At 43.5% G+C, this 23,891-nt stretch carries 27 protein-coding genes; 20 read left to right on the plus strand and 7 right to left on the minus strand.

The features are described 5' to 3' along the window. Window positions 1-4 precede the first annotated feature (4 nt). On the plus strand, window positions 5-784 hold the full coding sequence (locus FQV28_RS00455) for a class I SAM-dependent methyltransferase (protein ID WP_186763742.1): 780 nt from the start codon (window positions 5-7) through the stop codon (window positions 782-784). A 53-nt stretch (window positions 785-837) separates the two neighbouring features. Here the strand turns inward: FQV28_RS00455 and FQV28_RS00460 are convergent, their stop codons facing one another. The 4 genes from FQV28_RS00460 to FQV28_RS00475 form a co-directional block, all read right to left on the minus strand. Then, complete coding sequence (locus tag FQV28_RS00460; protein ID WP_146493629.1) at window positions 838-1,680, minus strand: YihY/virulence factor BrkB family protein; 843 nt, start codon at window positions 1,678-1,680, stop codon at window positions 838-840. A gap of 118 nt (window positions 1,681-1,798) precedes the next feature. Continuing rightward, a complete protein-coding gene (locus FQV28_RS00465; RefSeq protein WP_146493630.1) occupies window positions 1,799-2,158 on the minus strand; it encodes a YolD-like family protein in 360 nt (119 codons plus the stop codon). A 117-nt stretch (window positions 2,159-2,275) separates the two neighbouring features. Further along, window positions 2,276-3,577: a hemolysin family protein gene (locus tag FQV28_RS00470; RefSeq protein WP_255472744.1), complete on the minus strand. Its 1,302-nt coding sequence runs from the start codon at window positions 3,575-3,577 to the stop codon at window positions 2,276-2,278. A gap of 136 nt (window positions 3,578-3,713) precedes the next feature. After that, on the minus strand, window positions 3,714-4,343 hold the full coding sequence (locus FQV28_RS00475) for an HD domain-containing protein (RefSeq protein ID WP_146493631.1): 630 nt from the start codon (window positions 4,341-4,343) through the stop codon (window positions 3,714-3,716). A gap of 250 nt (window positions 4,344-4,593) precedes the next feature. Between FQV28_RS00475 and FQV28_RS00480 the strand changes: the two genes are divergently transcribed. Further along, complete coding sequence (locus FQV28_RS00480) at window positions 4,594-5,067, plus strand: metal-dependent hydrolase (protein WP_146493632.1); 474 nt, start codon at window positions 4,594-4,596, stop codon at window positions 5,065-5,067. Window positions 5,068-5,173: 106 nt separating this feature from the next. Here FQV28_RS00480 and FQV28_RS00485 read toward each other — a convergent pair whose 3' ends face one another. After that, entirely contained in the window at window positions 5,174-5,605 is a 432-nt protein-coding gene (locus FQV28_RS00485) for a hypothetical protein (protein WP_146493633.1), read from the minus strand. 167 nt (window positions 5,606-5,772) lie between these two features. Here FQV28_RS00485 and FQV28_RS00490 point away from each other — a divergent pair, with 167 nt between their 5' ends. Genes FQV28_RS00490 through FQV28_RS00500 form a run of 3 tightly spaced genes read left to right on the plus strand, consistent with a single transcriptional unit; the run spans window position 5,773 to window position 8,098 of the window. After that, window positions 5,773-6,504: an aspartate/glutamate racemase family protein gene (locus tag FQV28_RS00490; protein WP_146493634.1), complete on the plus strand. Its 732-nt coding sequence runs from the start codon at window positions 5,773-5,775 to the stop codon at window positions 6,502-6,504. A 5-nt stretch (window positions 6,505-6,509) separates the two neighbouring features. After that, window positions 6,510-7,187 carry an SOS response-associated peptidase gene (locus FQV28_RS00495; RefSeq protein WP_146493635.1) on the plus strand — a complete coding sequence of 226 codons (678 nt, stop codon included), beginning with the start codon at window positions 6,510-6,512 and terminating at the stop codon, window positions 7,185-7,187. 50 nt (window positions 7,188-7,237) lie between these two features. Then, complete coding sequence (locus FQV28_RS00500) at window positions 7,238-8,098, plus strand: patatin-like phospholipase family protein (protein WP_146493636.1); 861 nt, start codon at window positions 7,238-7,240, stop codon at window positions 8,096-8,098. 53 nt (window positions 8,099-8,151) lie between these two features. Here FQV28_RS00500 and FQV28_RS00505 read toward each other — a convergent pair whose 3' ends face one another. Both FQV28_RS00505 and FQV28_RS00510 read right to left on the minus strand, forming a co-directional pair. Continuing rightward, window positions 8,152-9,126, minus strand: a complete 975-nt coding sequence (locus FQV28_RS00505; RefSeq protein ID WP_146493637.1) for a DUF4097 family beta strand repeat-containing protein — start codon at window positions 9,124-9,126, stop codon at window positions 8,152-8,154. Continuing rightward, complete coding sequence (locus FQV28_RS00510) at window positions 9,119-9,442, minus strand: PadR family transcriptional regulator (protein ID WP_146493695.1); 324 nt, start codon at window positions 9,440-9,442, stop codon at window positions 9,119-9,121. Before FQV28_RS00510 ends, FQV28_RS00505 begins: the two co-directional genes overlap by 8 nt. A gap of 177 nt (window positions 9,443-9,619) precedes the next feature. On the opposite strand from FQV28_RS00510, the gene FQV28_RS00515 reads away from it, so the two are divergent. The 15 genes from FQV28_RS00515 (at window position 9,620) to FQV28_RS00585 (ending at window position 23,654) form a co-directional block, all read left to right on the plus strand. Continuing rightward, window positions 9,620-10,066, plus strand: a complete 447-nt coding sequence (locus FQV28_RS00515) for a GNAT family N-acetyltransferase (protein WP_255472745.1) — start codon at window positions 9,620-9,622, stop codon at window positions 10,064-10,066. A gap of 104 nt (window positions 10,067-10,170) precedes the next feature. After that, the gene (locus FQV28_RS00520; protein WP_146493638.1) at window positions 10,171-10,620 is read left to right on the plus strand and encodes an Lrp/AsnC family transcriptional regulator; all 450 of its coding nucleotides are present in this window, start codon (window positions 10,171-10,173) and stop codon (window positions 10,618-10,620) included. 325 nt (window positions 10,621-10,945) lie between these two features. Continuing rightward, window positions 10,946-12,511, plus strand: coding sequence for an ABC transporter substrate-binding protein (locus tag FQV28_RS00525; protein ID WP_146493639.1), 1,566 nt, complete (start codon window positions 10,946-10,948; stop codon window positions 12,509-12,511). A gap of 308 nt (window positions 12,512-12,819) precedes the next feature. Beyond that, window positions 12,820-13,761 carry an ABC transporter permease gene (locus FQV28_RS00530; protein ID WP_146493640.1) on the plus strand — a complete coding sequence of 314 codons (942 nt, stop codon included), beginning with the start codon at window positions 12,820-12,822 and terminating at the stop codon, window positions 13,759-13,761. A gap of 15 nt (window positions 13,762-13,776) precedes the next feature. Then, a complete protein-coding gene (locus FQV28_RS00535; protein WP_146493641.1) occupies window positions 13,777-14,664 on the plus strand; it encodes an ABC transporter permease in 888 nt (295 codons plus the stop codon). Between the two features lie 19 nt (window positions 14,665-14,683). Continuing rightward, a complete protein-coding gene (locus FQV28_RS00540) occupies window positions 14,684-16,246 on the plus strand; it encodes a glutathione ABC transporter substrate-binding protein (protein ID WP_186763743.1) in 1,563 nt (520 codons plus the stop codon). Between the two features lie 8 nt (window positions 16,247-16,254). Further along, complete coding sequence (locus FQV28_RS00545) at window positions 16,255-17,268, plus strand: ABC transporter ATP-binding protein (protein ID WP_146493643.1); 1,014 nt, start codon at window positions 16,255-16,257, stop codon at window positions 17,266-17,268. Next, on the plus strand, window positions 17,234-18,238 hold the full coding sequence (locus tag FQV28_RS00550) for an ABC transporter ATP-binding protein (RefSeq protein WP_146493644.1): 1,005 nt from the start codon (window positions 17,234-17,236) through the stop codon (window positions 18,236-18,238). Before FQV28_RS00545 ends, FQV28_RS00550 begins: the two co-directional genes overlap by 35 nt. 60 nt (window positions 18,239-18,298) lie before the next feature. After that, a complete protein-coding gene (locus FQV28_RS00555; RefSeq protein WP_146493645.1) occupies window positions 18,299-19,903 on the plus strand; it encodes a gamma-glutamyltransferase family protein in 1,605 nt (534 codons plus the stop codon). 41 nt (window positions 19,904-19,944) lie between these two features. Then, window positions 19,945-20,496: a chromate transporter gene (locus tag FQV28_RS00560; RefSeq protein ID WP_146493697.1), complete on the plus strand. Its 552-nt coding sequence runs from the start codon at window positions 19,945-19,947 to the stop codon at window positions 20,494-20,496. Further along, window positions 20,493-21,026: a chromate transporter gene (locus FQV28_RS00565; RefSeq protein ID WP_146493646.1), complete on the plus strand. Its 534-nt coding sequence runs from the start codon at window positions 20,493-20,495 to the stop codon at window positions 21,024-21,026. Before FQV28_RS00560 ends, FQV28_RS00565 begins: the two co-directional genes overlap by 4 nt. 221 nt (window positions 21,027-21,247) lie before the next feature. Beyond that, window positions 21,248-21,730 (plus strand): RrF2 family transcriptional regulator, encoded by a 483-nt coding sequence (locus FQV28_RS00570; RefSeq protein WP_146493647.1) that lies wholly within the window; start codon window positions 21,248-21,250, stop codon window positions 21,728-21,730. Window positions 21,731-21,747: 17 nt separating this feature from the next. Further along, on the plus strand, window positions 21,748-21,969 hold the full coding sequence (locus tag FQV28_RS00575) for a DUF896 domain-containing protein (RefSeq protein ID WP_146493648.1): 222 nt from the start codon (window positions 21,748-21,750) through the stop codon (window positions 21,967-21,969). A gap of 40 nt (window positions 21,970-22,009) precedes the next feature. Further along, window positions 22,010-22,888, plus strand: coding sequence for an Hsp33 family molecular chaperone HslO (gene hslO / locus FQV28_RS00580; RefSeq protein ID WP_146493698.1), 879 nt, complete (start codon window positions 22,010-22,012; stop codon window positions 22,886-22,888). Window positions 22,889-23,051: 163 nt separating this feature from the next. Beyond that, window positions 23,052-23,654, plus strand: coding sequence for an alpha/beta hydrolase (locus FQV28_RS00585; RefSeq protein WP_146493649.1), 603 nt, complete (start codon window positions 23,052-23,054; stop codon window positions 23,652-23,654). Window positions 23,655-23,891: the final 237 nt, after the last annotated feature.

The raw sequence follows: 23,891 nt of genomic DNA on the forward strand, positions 1-23,891 counted from the left end.
ATTGATGGATGAGTCAGTGAAAGAAAAAGTGAAAGACGTCTTCGGCAAAAACGCCGATAAGTATAGAACGAGCGAACTTCATGCAAAAGGCGATGATCTGCCATTGCTGGTGGAATGGTTAAAGCCTCAAAACAGCTGGAGCGTACTGGATGTCGCAACCGGAGGGGGACATGTGTCAAAAGCGCTTGCCCCTCATGTGAAAACCGTCTTTTCAACCGACTTGACTGAACAAATGCTGGAGAACACAGCAAACTATTTGGATTCTTTTTTCGAGAATGTGTCTTATGTGATTGCAGATGCAGAGGACCTGCCTTTCTTAAGCAACCGCTTTGACGCGGTCGTCTGCCGGATTGCCCCACATCATTTCCCGCAACCGGAGAAGTTCATCGAAGAAGCGGCGAGAGTGTTAAAACCAAAAGGAAAATTCGTTTTGATCGACAATGTCGCACCCGAGAATCCAAAGCTCGCCGAATTTATGAATCGAACAGAAAAATTGCGGGATGGCAGCCATGCCCGCTGTTTAAGCAAAATAGAGTGGAGCAAACTCCTGGACCGGCACGGACTGGTGCAAATAAAATCGCTTGATCGGAAAAAAACTTTCCATTATCCTGCCTGGGTGGACCGTACTGCTGAAAGCGAAGAGCAAAAGGATCGTGTAAAACAGCATTTGCTTTCAGCCGACCAGGAAACGGCAACATACTTCTTTTTGGCTGTTCAAGGAGACACTATTCAAAGTTTTGTTATTGATGAATGGATGGTCATGTGCACAAAAGAAGAGGCGTAAAGAAGCACCCCTTCAGTGAGCCAAGCTCACTGAAGGGGTGCTTCTGTTTATTATTATTGAGTTTTTGCAGGGGCGTTTTTCACGTTTTTCCGTTTGTGGCGTAATGCGTTTATTTCTCCGCCGACTACAAGAATCAGGCCGGTAAGGAAGAACCAAAGCATTAAGACAATGAGTCCTCCAAGACTGCCATACGTCGCCGAATAGCTGCCGAAATTTGATACATAGAACGAAAACCCAAGTGAAACGACTTGCCATAAAATAGTCGCAATGACGGCGCCAATGATGACTTCCTTGAAAGGGAATTGCTTGTTTGGCGCAAATTTGTACAAGAAAGCAAGTACAATACTCATTACTGCAATGGAAATGACCCAGCGAAGTACTTGGAACAAGATTTCTGTTTGTGGAGGCAAACTCAAGATGCGAGTAACCATATCAATGATTGTTCCACCGAAAATCGGCAAGATAAGCGCTATGATAACCGCCACTAACATGAAAAGCGTCAAGATAATAGCTGTGAGCTTCAATTTGATGAACGAACGTGTTTCTTCCACATCATACGCTTGGTTGATGGCCTCGATAAAGGCAGTCATTGCATTTGAAGCGGACCAGAGCGTACCCAAGATCCCGAACGTCAATAAGCCGCCGCGAGGTGTGGTGACCACACTGACAATCGTCTCCTGGAAAGTACTGGCTACTTCTCCGGGAAGGATGGTGCCGATGAAATCGACTGCCCGTTGTGGATCGATTTGCAGATAAGGCAGAATGGAAAGCAGCAAAATCAATAATGGAACGATAGCTAATAAATAGTAATAGGCCTGTGCTGCGGCAAGCGTTGTGGCATGGTCGTTTTTGATCTCGCCCATGAGATCTTTTGCCATAGATGATTGTTTTGCCATATTGTAACCTCCAATGATTAGGTGTAGTTATTCTTTGTATCCCCAAATTGGAGGGCAATTAATCATTAAAAAGAAAAAGCAATCAAGAAGCCTTTTTGCTTGCACCTGTTGAGTGCCATTATTCCATTGTTTTTGCGCCAATAATATCGGTAAAAAGAATTGTTTCCGTTCGTTCCGAATGTTCCAGACAAATTGTTTTTTTGTTCAAATCGATAGCGGTGATCAGTCCAGTTAATGTAAGGTCTCCATTTTGCCAAAGGCGTAGTTCAATCTCGCACGGCCGCATATAGGCTATGCGGATTTCTTCATAAAGATTTTCGAGGTCAAAGTCGTCTAAAGTCGGCTTAGTATGGTAGCGGTCCTCTTTTTTCAAATCCTTCAATAACTGGACGTGCTCAGTAAGCATCATAGCGGTCCACTTGATCTGGCCACGGTCTTTGATTTCACCTTTTACAGTCATATGCTTGTTTTTTTTCATCACGTGCACCTCCTTTATATAATAGGAACATTTGTTCTTATTCTAAAGAGAGAATAGATGGAGGTCAACAAAAAAAGGGGCGGACCTAATTTAGGTCCGCTCCTTTTGCTGGTCAAGCTAATCTGATAAGAAGTCTACAGCGATTTTTAAAATATGGTGGTTTTCCATTTCAACGATGGACCACCGGTATTTTCCTTTTTCAAATGTACTGCCAAATTCAGCTTCAATCAGCTGATGCTGGATCCAGCCGGCAATTGTATCGATGTCATCGCTGTCTTCGAATTCCATATTAAACCGTTCTTCTAAATCTTTCAGGAGAACACGACCATTCAAAAGATAGCGAGTATCACTTTCTTTTAAAATTTCAGCTTCTTCTTCCTCGTCAAATTCATCGCGTATTTCGCCCACAATTTCTTCCAAGATGTCTTCCATTGTGATGATGCCTGAAGTTCCGCCATATTCATCAATGACCAATGCGATATGCGTCCGGTCTTTTTGCATTTTCACGAGCGCTGAATGCAGCGGCGTCGTTTCATGAAAATACGGCAGATCATGGATGAATTCAGACAAATTGATATGTCCGTTCAGCGCATAATAGGTCAAAATTTCTTTGGCGTTGATAAAACCTATCAAATCGTCTTTATTGCCTTCTTTTGCAATAGGATATCGCGTGAATTGATGTTCACGGATTTCAGCAAGCAACTCTTCTGAATTTAAACTGTCTGAAATCGCAATCATTTGTGTACGGGGAACCATAACATCTTTCGCGCTCCGCTCATCAAAAGCGAAAATGTTTTGCATGTAAGACAATTCAGTTTGATTGATTTCACCGCTTTGGAAACTTTGCGCCATAATGATCTTCAATTCGTCTTCCGAATGGGCTTGCTCTTCTTTTGTATTCTGGACACCGAAAAGGCGCAGGAACACACGGGCTGAACCGTTCAGTAAGAAAATGAACGGCGCCATCACCTTGCCGAACCAGTAAAGGGGCGGCGACAATAACAGCGTCATTCGCTCGGCAAATTGCAGAGCCAATGATTTCGGCGCCATTTCTCCAAGGACCACGTGCAAGAATGTCACAAGAGAAAAGGCAAGAACGAACGAAATAACAATTGAGACGGAATCAGGAACACCGAGTACATCAAACAACGGATGCAACAATCGTTCGACAGTCGGTTCACCGAGCCACCCAAGTCCGAGGGCAGTAACAGTAATCCCAAGCTGGCACGCAGACAGGTAATAGTCCAAGTCACTGACGACTTTTTTTACGAGTACCGCTTTTTTGTTGCCTTCTTCAATCAGTTGTTCGATGCGCGACATGCGGACTTTGACGACAGCAAACTCTGCGCCGACAAAAAATGCGGTTAACGCGATTAATAAAACAAGTAAAGCTAAATTCACTAAAAGTATGGGGTCCAATAAATTCCCTTGATTAAGGGATTCACCTCCGAAAGATTTTATTAACACTAAGATTACCATAGATTTGAGACAAAGTGAAACCGCCGTGAGCGGCGGTAATCCCGTTAATAGTAGTTAGAAAGAGTGGAATTAAGTATTATTTTTCTTCTATTACTTGGCGGGTGATTTCTTGCACATCGATGGCTGTTTCTTCGCTCATCACATCTTGGAGCATGACATTCCTGAAATAAGCTACGCTTGCAGGAAGCGGAATATTAAGTAATTTTGTCAACGCGATGCGATACATCTTCGCAAATTCTGGGTCTGAATTTCCGCGTTTCAACTCAGCAAAGGACTCATAAAACTGATCGAGTTTGTCGGCGAGCTCCAAGAGCCTGCCTTCAACAGTGTCATCTTTGCCTTCTTTCATGCGCTCAAAAAAAACGTCTTGAAATTCTTCGGGAATTTCCGTCAAAATGAACTTTTCCATCATCCCCTCCTCTACTTTTGCAATCATTTCCTTCAATTCAGGAGAGGAATGCTTGACCGGAGTTTTAATATCGCCAATAAAAACTTCAGCGAAATCATGGTTGATGGTTTTTTCGTATAGTGATTTCCAGTTGATGGTTTGCCCTGCGCGCTCTTCAATCGTAGCAAATAACATTGCATACTGGCTTACTTTCCAAGAATGAGCCGCAACGTTGTGTTCTTCAAATTTAAACCTTCCAGGTGCGCGGATAATCCGTTCCAAATCGTTCAACGATGTAAAAAATGTATGAATTCCCATAAAAACGACTCCTTTTACTAAATTTCTCTATCTTCACCATACCCGAAATTAGTATAATTAAATAGAAATTGAAAAAGAAAAGCGTAAGCGCCTGTTTAGCCTCGACAAGCGCTGGAGGACTTGATGGTCATGGCGATTTTGGCCATGGCCGTCAAGACCGAAGCGACCTCGAGAGGCTAGGCGCTGGAGCTGGACAAAAGAAAAGCGCAGGCAGCATGACGCCTCCGCAAGAAACTAGAAGGAGCAAAGCATGACAGGAAAAACACATATTATAGGCGGTATTACAGCAAGTCTTGCCTTTGCACAAACCACCAATTACGATCCATTCATTTTAGTAGGTGCAGGTGTGATCGGCGCCATTTTGCCGGACATTTGCCACGGAGGCAGTAAGATTGGCCGCACACTTCCATTGCTGTCGAAAGTAATCAATACACTTTTTGGACACCGGACATTCACTCACAGCCTGTTATTCTTGGTGCTTATGGCTGTTCTTATGAACAAATCTATACCGAACGAAGCTTTTACAGCAGGGGTGCTGGTGGGTATGGCCAGCCACTTGCTGCTGGATATGGCTACTAAAAACGGTATTAAGCTGCTGTTTCCTATTAAGGTCACTGTCCGTTTTCCCATTACAGCGAAAACTGGGGGAGCAGCGGAAAATGCTGTATTTGCCGCATTGTCTTTGTTTACAGTGTATTTTGGATATGGAGTTTTTATTTCTTAGATAGTAGATGAGAGCGGCCTGAAGATTATTTGGGCCGTTTTTTATATGGTAAAAAAATAAAAAGCCATTTGCTTAGCTGCAAATAGCTTCCTTCTTCCTCCGGCTATTATATTTTTTTGAAGAACGAGATGATTTGTTTTTTCGTCGGTTCTTGCAAGCGATAGCGAAGTTCTTTGTTTTGGGTATTTACAAGGTGATATGCCGGATTTTCAGCAACTGTGAATTTCCAATGTGGTTTTGTATTTTTCTTTGAAATCAAAAGTTCGGGAGGCATCATTTTTTCTTTGAAACTATCAAGTTTCGCCATTAAAAAGGTGTCCATATACCGTACGATCAAGAATCCTTGCTGGCGCTCGGGATCAAACTTCGCCAAATTAAATTCGCTGATATCAAAGCCTTTTTCGTATCGCTGAACCGAAGGGGATAACACAAAACAATCTTCATTCGTAAAGACGGTCGAGTTTCCTTGTTGTTTCAGCCCAAGTTCTTCTACCAGAAAATCCTTATTTACCAGACTCATTTCTCGTGCAGTAGCCATGTCATTCCTCCTAATAGAAATCGTTGTATTTTCATTATACCACTCTTTGCCGGTTAACGGGGTGATAAAGGCACTTCATGCCATTTGGGCGGTTGGAGTAGGCAGGAACGGCGGGAAAAAAGAAGAATTGTTTTAATAGCAGAAAAAGAAAGGGAGTGTTCCGCAATATGAAAACCATTGGCCTAATCGGCGGAATGAGTTGGGAATCTTCGGCAGAGTACTACCGGGTTGTAAACGAAGAAGTGCAGCGGAAATTGGGAGGGTTGCATTCAGCCAAATGTATTCTTTTCAGTGTGGATTTTGAAGAAATCGAGCGCATGCAGCGACAAGATAAGTGGATGGAAGCGGGGCGCCTATTGGCCGAAGCGGCCCAAACTCTTGAAAAAGCTGGCGCGGAACTGGTTGTCCTATGTACTAACACCATGCACATCGTGATAGAGGCACTTGAGACTGCAGTGGAAGTACCGATTGTCCACATTGCGGATGCAACTGTGCAGAAAATCCATGAAGCAAATCTTACAACAATTGGTCTGCTTGGAACCAACTATACGATGGAAATGGACTTCTATAAATCCCGGTTAATAGACAATGGTTTAATTGTTTTGGTTCCGGATGAAACAGACAGGAATCGGCTCAACCAAATCATTTTTGATGAATTGTGTGTAGGGGAAATCCGCCAGCCTTCAAAAAAGTTTTACCAGAAGGTTATCGATAAACTGATAAAAGATGGCGCTGAAGGAATTATTTTAGGCTGTACAGAAATCGGTTTATTGATCAAGCCAGAAGATTCGCCGGTTCCCGTCTTTGATACAGCAGAAATCCATGCAAAAACAGCCGTAGAAATTGCTTTAGGCGAAAAAAGTGCGGGTATATTAAAGAAAGAACAAGCGAAGGAGTGAACGCTATGTGTGGAAGATATTCCTTGTTTACGGATTATGCAGCGATATTGGAACGCTTTGATATTGAAGAAGTCAGCCTGGATGAAAGTGCCTATTCCCCTAATTATAATATTGCGCCATCCCAGCAAGTTATTGCGGTGGTAAACGATGGCACAAAAAACAGGCTAGGATTATTAAAATGGGGCCTTATCCCTCCGTGGGCAAAAGACCCAAAAATCGGCTATAAAATGATTAATGCACGTGCCGAGACCGCAGCGGAAAAACCGAGTTTCCGCAACGCATTCAAGAAGAAACGCTGTTTGATCGTGGCGGATTCTTTTTATGAATGGCGGCGCGTGGATGAGCAAAAGACCCCTATGCGCATTAAGATGAAATCTGAAGAACCATTTGCATTTGCCGGGTTGTGGGAATCGTGGAAATCACCGGATGGAAAAACGGTCAATACCTGTTCTATTTTGACGACGAAGCCGAATGATTTAATGGCTGCAATCCATGATCGAATGCCTGTAGTACTGTCAAAAGAAGCGGAAAAAGTTTGGCTGGATCCAAGTGTACAAGACCCAGAAGTGCTGAGTGGGTTATTAAAGCCCTTTGATGCAAAACAAATGGAAGCGTACGAAGTGTCTCCAGCAGTCAATTCACCGAAAAACAACGGGCCGGAGTTAATCGAAAAAGTAGGATGACGGAGAGCTGGCGCCATTAAAAGCCGGCTTTTTTTGATAGGGGGAAGATGATGAAAAGCGGCCTTGTTTTGGAAGGTGGAGGTATGCGCGGCGTCTATACAGGCGGTGTGCTTGAAAAGTTTTTGGAAGAACGAATTTTTGTGGATTATGTGATTGGGGTATCTGCTGGTGCCTGTAATGCAGCTTCTTACATATCCCGCCAAACTGGACGAAACAAGGAAGTGACAATCGGCTATGTCCACCATCCGGATTATATTTCAATGAAAAACTTGTTGCTTCGCAGGGAATTGTTTGGTATGAACTTGATTTTTGATGAAATTCCGAACAAGCTGGTCCCCTTTGATTACCGCCAATACAATGAAGCGACAGAAGAATTTGTGATAGGTACGACCGATTGTTTGACAGGAGAAGCGGTTTATTTTGAAAAAAGCGAGCATGCCAAAGACGTGTTGGCCATTGTACGCGCTTCAAGCTCACTTCCTTTTATGGCCAAGCCGGTTGAATTTGGGGGCCGGCTATTGATGGACGGCGGTGTCGCAGATCCGATTCCTATTCGGAAAGCATTATCGGATGGCGTAACAAAACCAATTGTTATCCTAACACGGGAAAGTGGGTACCGAAAAAAGAAATCTTCGTTTGCGCGTGTCATGCCGACCCTTTACCGGCAATTTCCGGGCATCGTTAAGAGCATGGAAGACCGGTACTTGCGCTATAACGAAACGTTAGCGTTTGTTGAAAAGCTGGAAGCCGAAGGGGAAATTTTGATTATACGGCCAGCTAACTTATACAAGATAAATGGTTTTGAACGAGACGCTGAAAAATTGACCCATTTGTACAATCAAGGCTATAAAGATGCGGAAGCCGCAATGGAGAAGGTAAAAAACTTTATTGATAATAAAAAAAACCGCTGAAAGGCGGTTTCTCAGTTATACGTGTTTCAAAGTCAAACTGCCATTATCAGTTTTCAGCCGGACACTGTTGCGGCCATCGCCAAAGATGAAGTGGCTGCCTTTTCGTTAAAGATTGCCGCTTTTCCATTGTCGCGATCTGCTTGTATAGTGACATTTATTGGCGCATTCATTGTTTCAACAACAATGCCGCCGTTATCGGTTTTAAGATCGATATTCCTTTCGATATCACGCGCCTGCAGAGTGATGCGCCCATTATCGGTTTCAGCTTGAATATCTCCCTCAACGTTTGCCATGAGAATACTTCCATTATCGGTTTCAATTTTTGCTTTTTTTGCCAGGACGTCTTGCATTTCAATTTTGCCATTATCGGTTTTGGCGGTAATTGCATCTGACTGGATTTTGCGCAGTTCCAAAGCGCCATTATCAGACTCAGCAATCAGCTGATTCCCCGCAATTTCACGTAACTGAATACGTCCATTATCAGACTCTGCCAAAAATTCCACGCTTTGGAGCCTATTTGCTTCAATACGCCCGCTGCCTGTTTGAAGTTTGATATGTTCATATGTTTTTGGGGGCAATTCGACAGTGACTACTGGAGACTTCGTATTGACATTAAAGCTAAAAAGTCCCCATTTTTTTTCGTTTTTCAATGTGACTACAAGTGTATGTCCGACAATGTCGGTGGAAAATTGCTGTTTGTAGTCTTTGTCTTTAATATCAACACGCATTTCACTGTCCGCGGAAGGGCCGATAAGGAGAGAGCCCGTATCGAGTTGTATATCCACTTTATCAAAAGTGTCCCTCAATACATCGGTGTTTTTTGTTTGTGCAAAATCATATGATTCTGCTAATTCTTTGGCGATGGTCTGGGGAGGGCCAAGCTCTGAGGCAATCGCAAAATCTGATTTGCCATCTTGCCGCCCATTAGAAAAATACTCTTGGATATCTTGCATAATGTCGTTGCGCTCTTCTTCAGGAAGCTGTGATAAAGCATGGTTCAGTTCTGTTAAAAATTGATTTTCAGTCATTTTGCACCCCCTCTTCAATTAGTTGATTGACTCCGGCAGTAAAGCTTTTCCATTCCGCCAGTTGTTCATACAGATAAGTTCTTCCCGCTTCAGTTAATTGATAATATTTGCGCGGCGGGCCTTCGGAAGATTCCTGCAAATAGGTCGTGAAATAGCCTTCTTTCGTCAAGCGCCGTAATAGGGGGTAAACTGAGCCTTCCGATATGGCAATTTGGTCAGAAATCTTTTGAACCAACTCATAGCCATAACGATCTTGTTTTTCTAATAAAACGAGGACGCATAAATTTAACACGCCTTTTTTGAACTGAGTATTAATAAACACTCCTCCTTTTTTACTATTATTTTATAAACAGTACTGTATTTTGTATAATATATTATCGGGCTTAATTCAGTGCAAGTTATTATTTATAGGATTTGACTTTTTATGTAAAAAGTAATACGTTGAAATTAAATACCGGAAGGGTATGCGCAATGAAAGCAAGGAGGAATTGAAGTGATCCGACAGTTAGCCAATGAACAAGAAGAAACTGCGGAAAAGATGTGGGCTATCCAAATTCCCGCGTATCGGATAGAAGCAGAATTGATCGGTTTTGATGGAATTCCTCCTTTAAAAGAAACGGTCGAGGATATTCAAAAAAGCGATGAAACATTCATTGGCTTTTTTGAGGATGAGTTGAAAGGGTTTATCTCGTATAAACAAGAGAAAAAGCTTATTGATATCCATCGGCTCGTTATACATCCGGATTCTTTTCGCCAAGGAATTGCCAGCAAGCTAATCACTTTCCTATTATCGGAATTTCCGGGATACAAATTTATCGTAACGACCGGCCAAGCCAACATCCCTGCAAAAAAATTGTATGTTTCTTTAGGTTTTGTTGAACAAAAAGATTTTGAAGTAGCGCCTGGTATTTGGTGCACAGAACTGCGATTGAACAATTGAAAATGCCGAAGAAATTCAAAACGGAAAAAAAAATAATATTTTCCTTTCAAAACGGAAGATAAAGTCTTATAATCAATTCAAGACTATAGCGTTGAGGTGCTTTTATGAAACTAGATGATATCGATAAAAAAATACTGGAACTGTTGACTAAGAATGGGCGCTGCTCTTATGTGGACATCGGAAAGGAATTGAATCTGTCCCGGGTAGCGGTTCGGGAACGGGTTCATAACTTGTCGGAAGAGGGAGTTATTGAGAAGTTCACAGTGGTGATCAATAGCGAAAAAGTAGGGAAAAAAGTTTCCGGATTTTTTGAAGTGGATTGTGAACCCTCTTCGCTTGTAGAAGTAGCACAAGCGTTAGCTGACAATCCAAGTGTGGCCAGCTGCTATCAGATGACGGGGCCATCTACCTTGCACATGCATGTTTTGGTCGACGATTTTATTGACTTGGAAAAATTTATTAATGAAGAACTCTATGCGCTAGAGGGAATCACGCGAGTGGAAAGCCATATTCTTCTTCGCCGGTTTAAAAGCAGAAACGGTCTTAAACTTTAAAAGCTTGGAGCAAATCAGTTTGCTTCAAGCTTTTTTATATTAAAAATTATATTATTTTGAATATTCGTATTGATTTTAAGAAAATCGTCACCTATAATTGCTATATTGTTTTTAATTTTTTGTTAATTAAAAATAAGGATATGATTAACAAATGAACGGAAAATATATCAAATTCCATCTTTTGTTCAATTTGTGAAAAAAACAGCAAGGAAGAAGAGAGGGGTTAACAGCAAAGAAAGGCCAAAAGGCAAATTCGAAAGCTTGCAGTTGTATAACAATGGCAGCAGGAGCTGCACAAGGAAAACAAACAAACGGGGGATTGTAAATGAAAAAACACTGGGTGGTTTTATTCGTGATAGTTGGTTTACTTTTTTTAGCTGCTTGTTCGAAAAGTACGATACCGGAAGGTGCAGAAAGCGCCGATGCCAATTCAGGTTCATCCGGATCGGAAGGTGCTGAACAAGAAATTATTTATGCCTCTACTTCCGATGCTGTAGGCCTTTCGCCGACTCTGACGAATGACTCTGTATCGTCGAATGTCATTACCCAAGTATATGAAACGCTAGTGGAGAGAAATCCGGAAACGATGGAACTTGAGCCGAAGTTAGCGGAATCGGTTGAGGCGACTGATGAATTGACATGGGTTTTCAAATTGAAAGACGGTATAAAATTCCATGACGGCACCCCGTTGAATGCTGAAGCGGTGAAATACTCGTTTGAAAAACTGATCGACCCAGCTACTGCTGCCCCGCGCGCTTCTTTACTGGAGCCGGTTGACACGATAACAGCAGTGGACGACTTAACGGTAGAAATCAAAACGAAATATCCATATGGCCCGATGCTTGCTGCTTTGTCTCACGTAAACGCGTCCATTATTTCGCCAACTGCGGATGAAAACCAGGATTTGATGAAAGATCCTGTAGGAACAGGACCATTTAAATTTGTTAGTTGGACTACAGGAGACCAAGTCGTGCTTGAGAAAAATGAAGATTACTGGGGAGGCGCGCCTGAACTGGATAAAGTGACGTTCAAAGTGGTGCCGGAAATTTCAACAGCCATTTCGATGCTTCAAACCGGGGAAGTGAATTTCTTGGATGCTTTGCCGACTGAACAGATTTCACGAATCGAATCAATTGAAAACATTGAAGTGACGAAAAAAGAAGCGACATCCATGAATTACTTGACGTTCAACTTCTCGAAAGAACGCAACCAAAATCCGGACTTCCGAAAAGCGATTGCCAGTGCAATAGACCGCGATGCTTTTGTGGAAAAACTGGAAGGATTAGGCGTTCGGAGCGACAGCATTCTTGGGCCGCAAGTATTCGGTTATGATCCTGCTCTCGACAAAGCGGGAACGGCATATGATCCTGAAGCAGCAAAAAAACTTGTTGAAGAAAATGGATTTGGCGACGAGCCGATCAAATTATTAACCGCCAACCGTGAAAACTTCATATTGATGGCGGAAATCGTCCAATCCCAATTAACTGAAGCAGGATTCAATGTGGAAATTGAAATGCTGGAGTGGGCAACATTCCTTGAAACGGCACGCGCTGGCGAATTCGATATGACATTCCTTAGCTGGGCGAATGTTACAAGCGATGGTTCGGAGATGTTCTATCCGAACTTCCATTCCGATAACATCGGCACTTCAAACCGTGCGCAGTACAACAACGCAGAATTTGATAAGGTAGTGGAAGAATCCCGCACAACCATTGAGCCTGAAGAACGGGAAAAGTTATTGAATGAAGCGAATAAAATGATGCTTGATGATAATGCAGCAATCGTCATGTACCACGGAATGACAACATCTGCTACACCGAATTCGGTAGAAGGGCTTAAACTTGATCCAAACGGTATTTGGTATTTGAACAAAGTAACCAACAAACAATAGCCTTAGAGAAGAACCCTGCAGCACATTCCTTATGCTGCAGGGTTCTTCTATTTTCCTTGCAAAATGATATGAAGCTTTTGGCAAGGAAAAATGACAAAAGATGATTTAGTGACAAATATCGCCGACGAAAAGTAAGGAATTAGACTGATTCGCAATCGGCTTGTAAATTAAAAATAAGAAAATATAACTTTTTTGAAAATTCATATAGATTTTTATATTCTCTTACTTTATAATCGGATTTATCAAACTATTTACTTTTGTTAAGCGAATTTAAATAATTGATTAACAAATGATACGGAGGTGGGATTTTGGTTTCATTAATTATTCGCCGCGCGCTTCAATTAGTCTTTTTACTTTTTGGCATATCTTTCTTGGTCTTTTCTTCCATGTATATTGCGCCAGGGGATCCGGCGGCTATAATCGGAGGACCAACGGCAACAGAGTCGGATATTGCTGCCATCCGAGCAAACTTAGGCTTGGATGATCCGTTTCTCGCACAGTATGCAAGGTATATCGGCAACGCTATTCAGGGAGACTTTGGTTATTCCTACCAAACAACCCAACCGGTAGCGGACGCAATCTCGGTCCGGTTTCCGAATACATTAAAGCTTGCAATCGCCAGTATGATTGTGGCGGTAATCATTGGAATCCTTACAGGACTCGTCTCGGCGTTGAAGCAAAATTCTTTGTTGGACGTCTCAGCGACTACGTTTGCTCTTGCTGGAATTTCTATTCCGAATTTCTGGTTAGGTGCATTGCTCATCCTGGTCTTTGCAGTCAATCTTCAGTGGCTGCCAGTCGGTGGAATGTCACATCCGTTTTACACAATTGACGGCATTAAAGAATTGATTTTACCGGCAATTACACTTGGAACAGGTTCTGCAGCGATGATTGCCCGAATGGCAAGAAGTTCAATGCTTGAAGTAATCCGCGCTGATTATGTGCGGACAGCGCGAGCTAAAGGGGTCAAAGAAAGCAGTGTCATTTGGATTCATACATTGAAAAACGCCATGATTCCGATAATTACAGTTATTGGACTGAATTTCGGTTTCCTGCTTGGCGGCACCATCATTACAGAAAAAGTTTTTGCAATCAATGGAGTTGGCCGACTAATGATCGATGCAATCGCAGCACGTGACTTTCCAATGGTTCAAGGGTCCGTCTTGCTCGTCGCTTCGTTATTCGTTCTTGTCAATTTGATCGTTGATATTATCTATACCTATATCGATCCTCGAATTAAATATGATTAAAAAGGGGGGAATGCTATGACAACGGTCGAAACAGTAAAGTTAAAAGAAAAAAAGCGGGAAAAATACATTGTCACTACATTGAAGCGCTTGTTTAAAAATAAGTTGGCCATCGTCGGACTGATCATCGTCTTGCTGCAAATCTTGATGGCAATTTTTGCACCGATGATCACAACGCATGACCCCATCAAGCAAACCTTAGCGGACAGTGAATTGCCAATGTTCAGTCCAGGGCATTGGCTTGGTACCGACAATTATGGCCGGGATGTCTGGAGCCGGATTGTATACGGGGCCCGGATTTCTCTGGTAGTAGGGAGTATAGCCGTCACACTTGGCCTGGTTGGAGGAATTATCCTTGGGATGCTGGCCGGTTACTACCGCAAGTTGGATGCAGTCATCATGCGATTTGTCGATTTGCTCTTCTCTTTCCCGGGAATCTTGCTTGCGATGCTGATCATCGCGATTCTTGGTACAAGCCTGGTGAACGTGGCAATCGCTATCAGCATCTGGTCGATTCCGACATGTGCGCGTATTGTCCGCGGTTCGGTTCTTTCTATTAAAGAGAAGGAATACATCATGGCAATGCGTTCGATGGGTGCTTCTGACTTACGGATCATGGTCCGGCATATCTTGCCGAATGCCTCCGCTCCAATTATCGTATTTGCAACAATGCGGATGGCAACAGCCATTCTTTCAACTGCTTCACTTAGTTACTTGGGCCTCGGAGCCCAGCCGCCGACACCGGAATGGGGCGCAATGATTTCACAAGGGCAAGCGTTCATGTGGTCATCGCCGCATTTGACGATTGTTCCCGGCATCGCCATCATGCTGACAGTATTTGCATTCAACGTCCTGGGCGATGGGTTGCGGGACGCACTTGATCCAAACATGGATTTACAAGACTAAAACATATGGGGGAATATTGATGAAGAAATATTGGTTGGTTTTCTTAGCGGTACTCGGCATGATTCTTTTAAGCGCATGTTCACAAAGTACGATTCCTGAAGGAGCCGAAACTTCTGATACAGGTTCTTCAAGCTCTTCAGCACCAGCAGAAGGGCAAGAAGTCATCTATGCATCAACCACAGATGCTGTCGGACTTTCTCCGATTCTAACAAACGACTCAGTTTCTTCCAGCGTCATCGGCCAAGTATATGAAACATTATTCGAACGCGATCCTGAAACCTTGGAACTTGTACCGAAGCTTGCTGAGTCTTATGAAAATCCGGATGAGTTAACTTGGACAATCAAATTAAGAGAAGGCGTTACTTTCCAAGATGGAACTCCTTTCAATGCAGAAGCGGTCAAATATACATTTGATAAATTGCGTGACCCCGCAACTGCAGCACCTCGCGCTTCTTTGCTGGAGCCAGTGGAAGAAATCACGGCTGTAGATGATACGACTGTGGAAATCAAAACAAAATATCCATACGGTTCAATGATTGCTGCTTTGTCTCACTCAAATGCTTCGATCGTTTCTCCGACTGCTGATGAGAAGCAAGATTTGATGAAAGAACCGGTAGGAACAGGGCCATTCAAGTTCGTCAGCTGGTCAACGGGCGATCAAATCGTCCTTGAAAAGAACGAAGATTACTGGGGCGGCGCGCCTGCTTTAAGCAAAGTAACATTCAAAGTTGTTCCTGAAACTTCAACTGCCATCTCAATGCTGCAAACTGGAGAAGTCAACTTCTTAGATGCACTTCCGGGAGAGCAATTGTCACGAATTGAAGCAATTGAAAATGTCGAAGTGACAAAACAGGAAGGAACGCCGGTTTACTGGTTATCGCCTAACCATAATACTGAACGCGGCCAAAATCCTGAATTCCGCAAAGCCATCGCGGCGGCTGTAGACCGCGACGCAATCGTTGAACAATTGAACGGTTTAGGTGTAAGAAACGACAGCATCATTGGACCTAAAGTATTTGGATACAGCGAAGCTGCCGCTAATGGTGCAACTGCTTACGATCCGGAAGCTGCGAAACAAATGGTTGAAGAAAATGGATTTGGCGACGAGCCGATCAAATTGCTTGCAGCTAACCGCGGTACGTTTGTCCAGATGGCTGAAATTGTTCAATCACAATTAACGGAAGCTGGATTTGATGTGCAAATTGAAACAATGGAGTGGGCGACTTTCCTGGATACAGCACGCGCTGGAGATTATGACCTCACTTTCTTGAGCTGGTCGAACGTAACGGGTGATGGTTCTGAGATGCTTTACCCGAACTTCCATTCAGATAACGTCGGAGTTTCGAATATGTCCCAGTACAACAACCCTGAATTCGATAAATTGGTTGAACAATCACGTACAACTGTAGATCAAGCAGAACGTGAAAAATTCCTGAACGAAGCAAACGAATTATTGCTTAACGAAGATGTTGGAGTTGTTATGTATCACGGTGTAGTAACTTCTGCCACTGACGAATCAATCAAAGGCTTGCAAATGGATCCGAATGGCCAATGGAGCCTATATAACGTAACTAGAGAGTAGGGAAGAATATGGCAGAGACATTACTTGAAGTGAAAAATTTGGTGACGTCGTTTCGTACAGCGGAGGGTTCATTGCAAGCGGTTAAAGATGTCTCTTTTCATGTTGATAAAGGAGAAACGCTTTGCATCGTTGGAGAATCGGGTTGCGGGAAAAGCATTACCTCTTTATCCATCATGCGTTTGCTGGCGTCGAATGGCGTAATTGAAAGCGGAGAGATTCTGTTGAATAACGAACCTCTCCAAAAGCTTTCAAATGAACAAATGCGCAAACTCCGCGGCAACAAAATGTCGATGATTTTCCAAGAGCCGATGACTGCATTGAATCCGGTATTAACAATCGGCTATCAACTTAGAGAGCCATTGCTCTTGCATCATCAGGTATCAAAAGCGGAAGCATCAAAACAAAGCATCGAACTTCTCCGGCAAGTAGGAATTCCAAATCCGGAAAAAAGATTGAACCAATATCCGCATGAACTGAGCGGGGGGATGCGCCAGCGGGTCATGATCGCTATGGCCCTGGCTTGCCATCCAAGCTTATTAATAGCGGATGAGCCTACCACGGCACTTGACGTGACCATTCAAGCGCAAATTCTGGATTTGATCAATGACTTAAAAGAAAAGCTGAATATGGGCGTACTTATGATCACACATGATATGGGAGTAGTTGCCGAAGTCGCCAACCGGGTAATGGTCATGTACGCGGGAAAGAAAATTGAAGAAGGTCCTGTAGAAGAGATTTTCAATAATCCGCAGCACCCGTACACAATTGGTTTGCTGAATTCAGTGCCTAATGTAGATGATCCGGATTTTGAACTTGAACCGATTCCAGGAAATATGCCCGGATTAAACGAACAAATTCCTGGATGCCGATTCCATCCGCGTTGTAAATTTGCAATGGAGAAGTGCAAAGTTCAAGAGCCGCCACAATTTACTGTATCAAAAGGACATTCTGCGAGTTGCTGGCTTGCTGAAGGGGAGGCCGAGAAAAATGGAAACAACGGTAAAATCGCCATCCAAGCCTGAAGTTTTATTAGAATTGAATGGAGTAAAAAAATATTTCCCAATCAAAGGCGGCGTTTTAAAACGGGTCCAAGGCAATGTGAAAGCTGTCGAATCGGTGTCCTTGAAACTGTATAAAGGTGAAAGCCTGGGTGTTGTCGGCGAGTCCGGCTGTGGAAAGTCTACTCTTGGGCGAACGATTCTTGGGCTTGAAGAGCTGACGGACGGAAAGATTAAATTCAACAACGAAGAAATTCAGGATTTGAAGCGCAAAGAGAAAAAGAAATTTGTAAAAGAGATGCAAATGATTTTCCAAGATCCATACGCTTCGCTCAACCCAAGACAGCGTGTAGGCCATGCACTAGATGAAGTGTTCAAAATGCATACGGACTTATCTGCGCAAGAGCGGAAAAATGCAGTTGTAGATTTATTGAAAGAAGTAGGGTTGAAAGCAGAGCATTATGACCGCTACCCGCATGAATTCAGCGGCGGTCAGCGGCAGCGGATTGGCATTGCAAGAGCAATTGCCCTAAACCCTCAATTTATCATTTGCGATGAAGCCGTATCGGCACTGGACGTATCGGTCCAAGCACAAGTCTTAAAATTGCTGAAAGCTTTACAGAAAAAATACAATTTGTCTTATCTATTCATTTCCCATGATTTGGGCGTAATTCGTTATTTTTGTGATAGAGTATTGGTGATGTATTTAGGGCATACGGTGGAAATGAGCGATGTCTCGAGAATTTTCAACAACCCGCTTCATCCATATACGAGAGCCTTGTTATCCGCTATACCAAGACCGAATATGAATGCGAAAAGAGAACGGATCCGTTTGGTCGGCGATATGCCGAACCCGTCAAATCCCCCAAGCGGCTGCGTATTTCACACACGCTGCCCAATGGCACAGGAAGTTTGCAAAGTCGACAGACCTGAATTCATTGAACATGAAGAAGGCCACTTCGCGGCATGCCATTTTGCTGGCGTTAAACTCTGAGCCGGGTGCAGGGGGAACTCTCCTGCAGCTGGCTCTTATCATGATACTGGAGGAATTTTAATGGATTACTTACAACATCCGTTTAAATCAAAACGGCACACGGTATTTTCAAAAAAAGGAATGGTGGCAACATCCCAGCCTTTAGCGGCGCAAGCGGGAATCGAAGTGATGCGAAATGGCGGAAACGCCATTGACGCAGCGATTGCCACTGCAGCAGCGTTAACAGTAGTGGAACCAACATCGAACGGCATTGGAGGAGACGCATTTGCGCTTGTATGGGTAAAAGACAAGCTTCATGGCTTGAACAGTTCAGGTCCTGCCCCGCAAAGTATTTCTCCAGAAGCGGTAAAAGCGCTTGGCCATGAAAAAATGCCCGTGCATGGTGTAGTTCCAATCACAGTTCCTGGAGCACCTGCTGCATGGGCTGAACTGTCACGCAAATTCGGAAAGCTGCCGCTTGCAGAAGCATTGAAACCGGCCATCCGATACGCGGAAGAAGGGTATCCATTAACGCCGATTCTAGGGAAATACTGGAAACTGGCATACGAAAAGTTTAAATCTTCGTTTACTGCAGAAGAGTATCAAGCGTGGTTTGATACATTCGCTCCAAATGGCAAAGCGCCTGAAATTGGAGAAATGTGGTCTTCTCCCGGGCACGCCTCTACCTTAAGGGAAATTGGAGAAACTGATGCCCGTTCATTTTATGAAGGAGCGCTTGCAGAAAAAATTGCGGATCATGTGCAAAAACACAACGGATTTTTATCAAAAGAAGACCTTGCAGCTTATCAGCCAGAATGGGTAGAGCCAGTCTCAGCCAATTACCGAGGCTATGATGTATGGGAAATTCCGCCAAACGGGCAAGGCATGATCGCATTAATGGCGCTTAACATTTTCAAAAACTTGAACGAACCTAAATGGCAATCTGCCGAAACATATCACGAACAAATCGAAGCGATGAAACTGGCGTTTACAGACGGCAAGGAATTTATCACAGAGCCGGCGGAAATGCCGGTAAGCACAGAACATTTGCTTTCTGATGACTATGCGAAAAAACGTGCGGAAACGATTGGAACTACAGCTTCCCTTCCAGAACCCTATGATTTGCCGAAAGGCGGAACGGTGTATTTAGCCGCTGCTGATGAAGAAGGAAATATGATTTCTTATATCCAAAGCAATTATATGGGCTTTGGTTCTGGAATCGTCATTCCTGGAACAGGAATCGGCTTGCAAAACCGCGGTGCAGATTTCTCGCTCGAAGAAGGGCATCCAAACGTTCTCAGAGGCGGAAAGCGCACATACCATACAATCATTCCAGGATTTTTGACGAAAGACGGAAAAGCTGTTGGGCCGTTTGGCGTCATGGGCGGCTATATGCAGCCTCAAGGACATTTCCAAGTAGTGACCAATACCATCGATTACTTGCTGAATCCGCAAGCCGCGCTCGATGCACCAAGATGGCAGTGGATGGAAGGAAAAACAATATTGCTCGAACCCCATTTCCCGAATTATTTGGCCCAGTCGTTGGCCCGGAAAGGCCACCAAATCCAAGTGGCAACAGACGGCGGAGCGTTCGGCCGCGGCCAAATCATTTGGAGAAACCCGGAAACGGGCGTATTATCAGGCGGCACTGAATCACGTACGGACGGAGCAGTAGCTGTTTGGTAAGTGAAGGCAAAACGCGAGGAAAGGGAAGCGGAGTTTCAGGCCTGAAAACGAATGCCGACATTTTTGCCGCCTTTTTCCGTATCGGTATTTTGGGGTTTGGAGGAGGTCCTTCCTCTATTCCGCTTTTTCATCGCGAAGCCGTAAAAAAATACAAATGGATGACGGATGACGAATTCGGTGATACGTTGGCCCTGGGAAACACTATGCCAGGCCCGATTGCGACAAAGATGGCCGGCTATATCGGCTATCGGGTCAATGGAATCACCGGAAGCCTTGTCGCTTTGCTGGCATCAGTCGTTCCGACAGTCCTCTTGATGATTTTGTTGCTTGGCATGCTTCAGCAGTTCAAAGATCTGGAATGGGTCAATAATATGTCGGCAGCTGTTGTGCCAGTTGTAGGAGTCATGCTAGCGGTGATGACATGGGACTTCCTGAAAAAATCCGGCGAGTCGTTAGGTTGGAAGCGGGCAGTGGTGTTAACCATTGTATTCGCTATCTTACTTGAAGTGCTTCACATCCACCCAGCGGTATTGATAATCGGAATTTTGGTTATTGTCTTGTTGCCGTTCAAGAAGAGGGGGGGAACAACGTGATTTATTGGTCCATTTTTCTCGCGTTTTTCATTCCAGGAATTTTGGGATATGGCGGTGGTCCGGCTTCAATCCCGCTTGTTGAAAAAGAAGTGGTCGACCGCTACGGGTGGATGAGCACACAGGAATTCGGGGAAGTGTTGGCGCTGGGAAATGCTCTGCCAGGTCCAATTGCGACGAAAATGGCAGGCTATATCGGATACATGGAAGGCGGCGTGCTCGGTTCCATTGTGGCATTGTTTGCTTCTATCGCCCCTTCGCTTTTACTGATGTTAATTTTGATGGCAACTCTTATGAAATACAAGAATTCCATGCAGGTTAAAAATATCACAAAATTAATCCGGCCGGTTATCGCGGTTTTGCTTGGTGCAATGACCCTGCAATTTTTCTTGACGTCGACAGAAACCTCCGGCAGCATTCAAACAATTGTGCTGATTGCCGTCAGCTATTGGCTGCTTGAAATCCGCAAACTCCATCCGGCCTTCGTTATTATTTTAGCATTGTGCTATGGCGCGTTTACCACGTTCATATGAAATCAAAAACCATCCGATGAGGATGGTTTTTTTCTGCGGTCAATAATCTGGCATTTACGAGCAGATTTATGGACTTTATAAGTGAGTTCTCGGCTGCTATGAGCGAAACTTGTTCAGGGGTATAGTGCAAGCCGATTCTTTTACTTTTATACCGCAATCTATTATTATTTACTAATGCGGACATTTATTATCCGCTTTAGTAAATGCCGGGGGTAATAATGATGCATATGAAAACAGGAGTCGAACAATCGGTTTACGCTATATTGTTGCTGAATATGCTGCCAAACAAAGCGGTATTGCCTTGTGAAGCGATAAGCCAACTGTTAAGCACTTCTCCAACTTATTTTCAGAAACTTTTAAGAAAATTGGTTAACGCTGATCTAATCACTTCCGTACCGGGAGTAAAAGGCGGATTTAAACTTACGAAAAGACCGGAAAATATTTGTGTCTACGACATCTATCAGGCAATAGAAGGACAGAAATCGCTGTATTCTTCAAGCGGTATTTTGGGCGACATGCTTGAATTGAAACAAGAAGAAAGCTGTTGCTTGTTGACGGGTTTGATGGATGAGGCGGAATATGCCTGGAAATTAGTGATGAAAAGGGAAACCATCGCAGCATTAGCTGAAAAAATGAAAGAGCAGCCTTTCCGTTTGAAGACAGAAGAATTGCAGCGATGGGTCCAAGAAAAAATGGTTGCATAAGAAAGGCGGGGAGACAGATGATTGTCAGCCTGACACGTATAAATGAATTAGCCAAGAAAGCACGGGAAACTGGATTGACCAATGCTGAAAAAGTCGAGCAGCAAGTTTTGCGTGAAGATTATTTAAGAGAAATCCGCGGGCAGGTCGAGAACACTGTAACTGGCCTTACTGTATTGGATCCACTTGGAAATGACGTCACTCCTGAAAAAGTGCGCCATGAAAAATCTTTGTTGAATTGATCTTATCTTACTACTTATATAGAAAGAATGTGAAAATATGATGAATGATTATTTAGTGAAAGCTTTGGCATATGATGGACAAGTACGTGCTTACGCTGCCCGCACAACGGAAACAGTGGGAGAAGCACAGCGCCGCCATTACACTTGGCCAACCGCTTCGGCGGCACTTGGCCGTTCAATGACAGCGAGCGTCATGCTTGGCGCGATGATGAAAGGCAACGAAAAGTTAACTATTAAAATTAATGGCGGTGGCCCGCTTGGCACCATCTTAGTGGACGCTAATGCCAACGGAGAAGTACGCGGCTATGTTTCAAACCCGCAAACCCACTTTGATTTGAATGATCAAGGAAAACTGGATGTCAGAAGAGCTGTCGGTACTGAAGGAACTTTATCAGTGTCAAAGGACATCGGATTATTGCAGCCTTATATTGGGCAAGTACCGATTGTTTCAGGCGAACTGGGTGAAGATTTTACAAATTACATCGTCAATTCAGAACAAACACCTTCTTCTGTCGGCGTAGGAGTTATTGTCAATCCTGATAATTCAATTCAGGCATCAGGTGGTTTCATTATCCAGTTAATGCCAGGTACGGAAGAAGAAGTGATTATCAATATTGAAGAACGTTTGAAAGAAATTCCGACGATTTCGAAGATGGTGCGTGATGGAATGACCCCTGAAGAAATTTTGGTAGCAGTGCTTGGTCAAGGGAATGTCAAATTCCTTGATACCATGCCGGTCCAATTCCAATGCCAATGTTCGAGAGAACGGATTTCAAACGCTATTCAAAGCTTGGGCACTGAAGAAATACAAGACATGATTGAAACTGATGGCCAAGCAGAAGCCCAATGCCATTTCTGCAATGAAAATTACCATTTCTCAAAAGAAAATTTGGAAGAGTTATTAAAAGCTGTTATTTAATGATTTGTTGAAACCGCTTAGGAATCTAAGCGGTTTTTTTCTGTTTTTCAATCATTTCATTTGGCCCATGACTACATAATGTGATAACATTATCTTTAATTCGAGATATTTTTATGAAGGATGAATATACAATAACTAGATAAAAACTGGAGGTTTTATAACAATGGAACATATTTTTCAGCAAGGTTCAAAACCGGAAAGTCCCACTTTTTTAATGCTTCATGGCACAGGAGGCAATGAACGCGACCTTTTGCCTTTAGCGGCACACATCGATCCGGGTGCGTCCATCCTGAGCGTCCGCGGAAATGTTTTGGAAAATGGAATGCCTCGCTTCTTCAAACGCTTGGCTGAAGGCGTTTTTGATATGGAAGATTTGAAATTGCGTACAAAAGAGCTTTACGATTTTATCGATCAAGCAGCCCAAAAATACGGCTTTGACCGCAGCAACGTTATTGCAGTCGGCTATTCGAATGGTGCGAATATCGCGGGTAATTTGTTGTTCACTTATGCTGACGCTTTAAGAGGCGCTGTTCTTCATCACCCAATGGTACCGAACCGTGAAACAGAACTTCCGGATTTAACTGGGACTCCGGTGTTTATCGCCGCCGGGACAAACGATCCGATCTGCCCGCCTGAAGAGTCGACAGACCTTGAAAAGCTGCTTCAAAACGCTGGGGCAAACGTAGAGCTCCATTGGGAAAACCATGGCCATCAATTGACCATGTCTGAAGTGGAAGCTGCAAAAACTTGGTATAATAAATTATAAAAATTGACCCTCCTTTGTTTAAACAAAGGAGGGTTTTTCAATGCGAGAAAGGCCTTTTATACTGCCGGGCGGCCCTTATATTTTAATCGAAATAAATTGTCGGAATTGTTGTGTGCATGCGTTTTCGTCGTAATACATAGGGTAGTAGAAGAGTGATATCTACTTTGAAAAGAATAGTTGAAAAGGAAAGGAGGCGAAGGACAGGGCATCCGATTTTTTTCGATAGATTAGAGTCAG

This window comes from Planomicrobium sp. CPCC 101079 (genome assembly GCF_007859275.1).
Classification (GTDB): Bacteria; Bacillota; Bacilli; order Bacillales_A; family Planococcaceae; genus Planococcus.

What these genes read in the sequence shown, in the direction of transcription:
- FQV28_RS00455 (WP_186763742.1), top strand. Translation starts at nt 5, where the DNA reads ATGGATGAGTCAGTGAAAGAAAAAGTGAAAGACGTCTTCGGCAAAAAC.
- FQV28_RS00460 (WP_146493629.1), bottom strand. Translation starts at nt 1,680, where the DNA reads ATGGCAAAACAATCATCTATGGCAAAAGATCTCATGGGCGAGATCAAA.
- FQV28_RS00465 (WP_146493630.1), bottom strand. Translation starts at nt 2,158, where the DNA reads ATGAAAAAAAACAAGCATATGACTGTAAAAGGTGAAATCAAAGACCGT.
- FQV28_RS00475 (WP_146493631.1), bottom strand. Translation starts at nt 4,343, where the DNA reads ATGGGAATTCATACATTTTTTACATCGTTGAACGATTTGGAACGGATT.
- FQV28_RS00480 (WP_146493632.1), top strand. Translation starts at nt 4,594, where the DNA reads ATGACAGGAAAAACACATATTATAGGCGGTATTACAGCAAGTCTTGCC.
- FQV28_RS00485 (WP_146493633.1), bottom strand. Translation starts at nt 5,605, where the DNA reads ATGGCTACTGCACGAGAAATGAGTCTGGTAAATAAGGATTTTCTGGTA.
- FQV28_RS00490 (WP_146493634.1), top strand. Translation starts at nt 5,773, where the DNA reads ATGAAAACCATTGGCCTAATCGGCGGAATGAGTTGGGAATCTTCGGCA.
- FQV28_RS00495 (WP_146493635.1), top strand. Translation starts at nt 6,510, where the DNA reads ATGTGTGGAAGATATTCCTTGTTTACGGATTATGCAGCGATATTGGAA.
- FQV28_RS00500 (WP_146493636.1), top strand. Translation starts at nt 7,238, where the DNA reads ATGAAAAGCGGCCTTGTTTTGGAAGGTGGAGGTATGCGCGGCGTCTAT.
- FQV28_RS00505 (WP_146493637.1), bottom strand. Translation starts at nt 9,126, where the DNA reads ATGACTGAAAATCAATTTTTAACAGAACTGAACCATGCTTTATCACAG.
- FQV28_RS00520 (WP_146493638.1), top strand. Translation starts at nt 10,171, where the DNA reads ATGAAACTAGATGATATCGATAAAAAAATACTGGAACTGTTGACTAAG.
- FQV28_RS00525 (WP_146493639.1), top strand. Translation starts at nt 10,946, where the DNA reads ATGAAAAAACACTGGGTGGTTTTATTCGTGATAGTTGGTTTACTTTTT.
- FQV28_RS00535 (WP_146493641.1), top strand. Translation starts at nt 13,777, where the DNA reads ATGACAACGGTCGAAACAGTAAAGTTAAAAGAAAAAAAGCGGGAAAAA.
- FQV28_RS00540 (WP_186763743.1), top strand. Translation starts at nt 14,684, where the DNA reads ATGAAGAAATATTGGTTGGTTTTCTTAGCGGTACTCGGCATGATTCTT.
- FQV28_RS00545 (WP_146493643.1), top strand. Translation starts at nt 16,255, where the DNA reads ATGGCAGAGACATTACTTGAAGTGAAAAATTTGGTGACGTCGTTTCGT.
- FQV28_RS00550 (WP_146493644.1), top strand. Translation starts at nt 17,234, where the DNA reads ATGGAAACAACGGTAAAATCGCCATCCAAGCCTGAAGTTTTATTAGAA.
- FQV28_RS00555 (WP_146493645.1), top strand. Translation starts at nt 18,299, where the DNA reads ATGGATTACTTACAACATCCGTTTAAATCAAAACGGCACACGGTATTT.
- FQV28_RS00570 (WP_146493647.1), top strand. Translation starts at nt 21,248, where the DNA reads ATGCATATGAAAACAGGAGTCGAACAATCGGTTTACGCTATATTGTTG.
- FQV28_RS00575 (WP_146493648.1), top strand. Translation starts at nt 21,748, where the DNA reads ATGATTGTCAGCCTGACACGTATAAATGAATTAGCCAAGAAAGCACGG.
- hslO (WP_146493698.1), top strand. Translation starts at nt 22,010, where the DNA reads ATGAATGATTATTTAGTGAAAGCTTTGGCATATGATGGACAAGTACGT.
- FQV28_RS00585 (WP_146493649.1), top strand. Translation starts at nt 23,052, where the DNA reads ATGGAACATATTTTTCAGCAAGGTTCAAAACCGGAAAGTCCCACTTTT.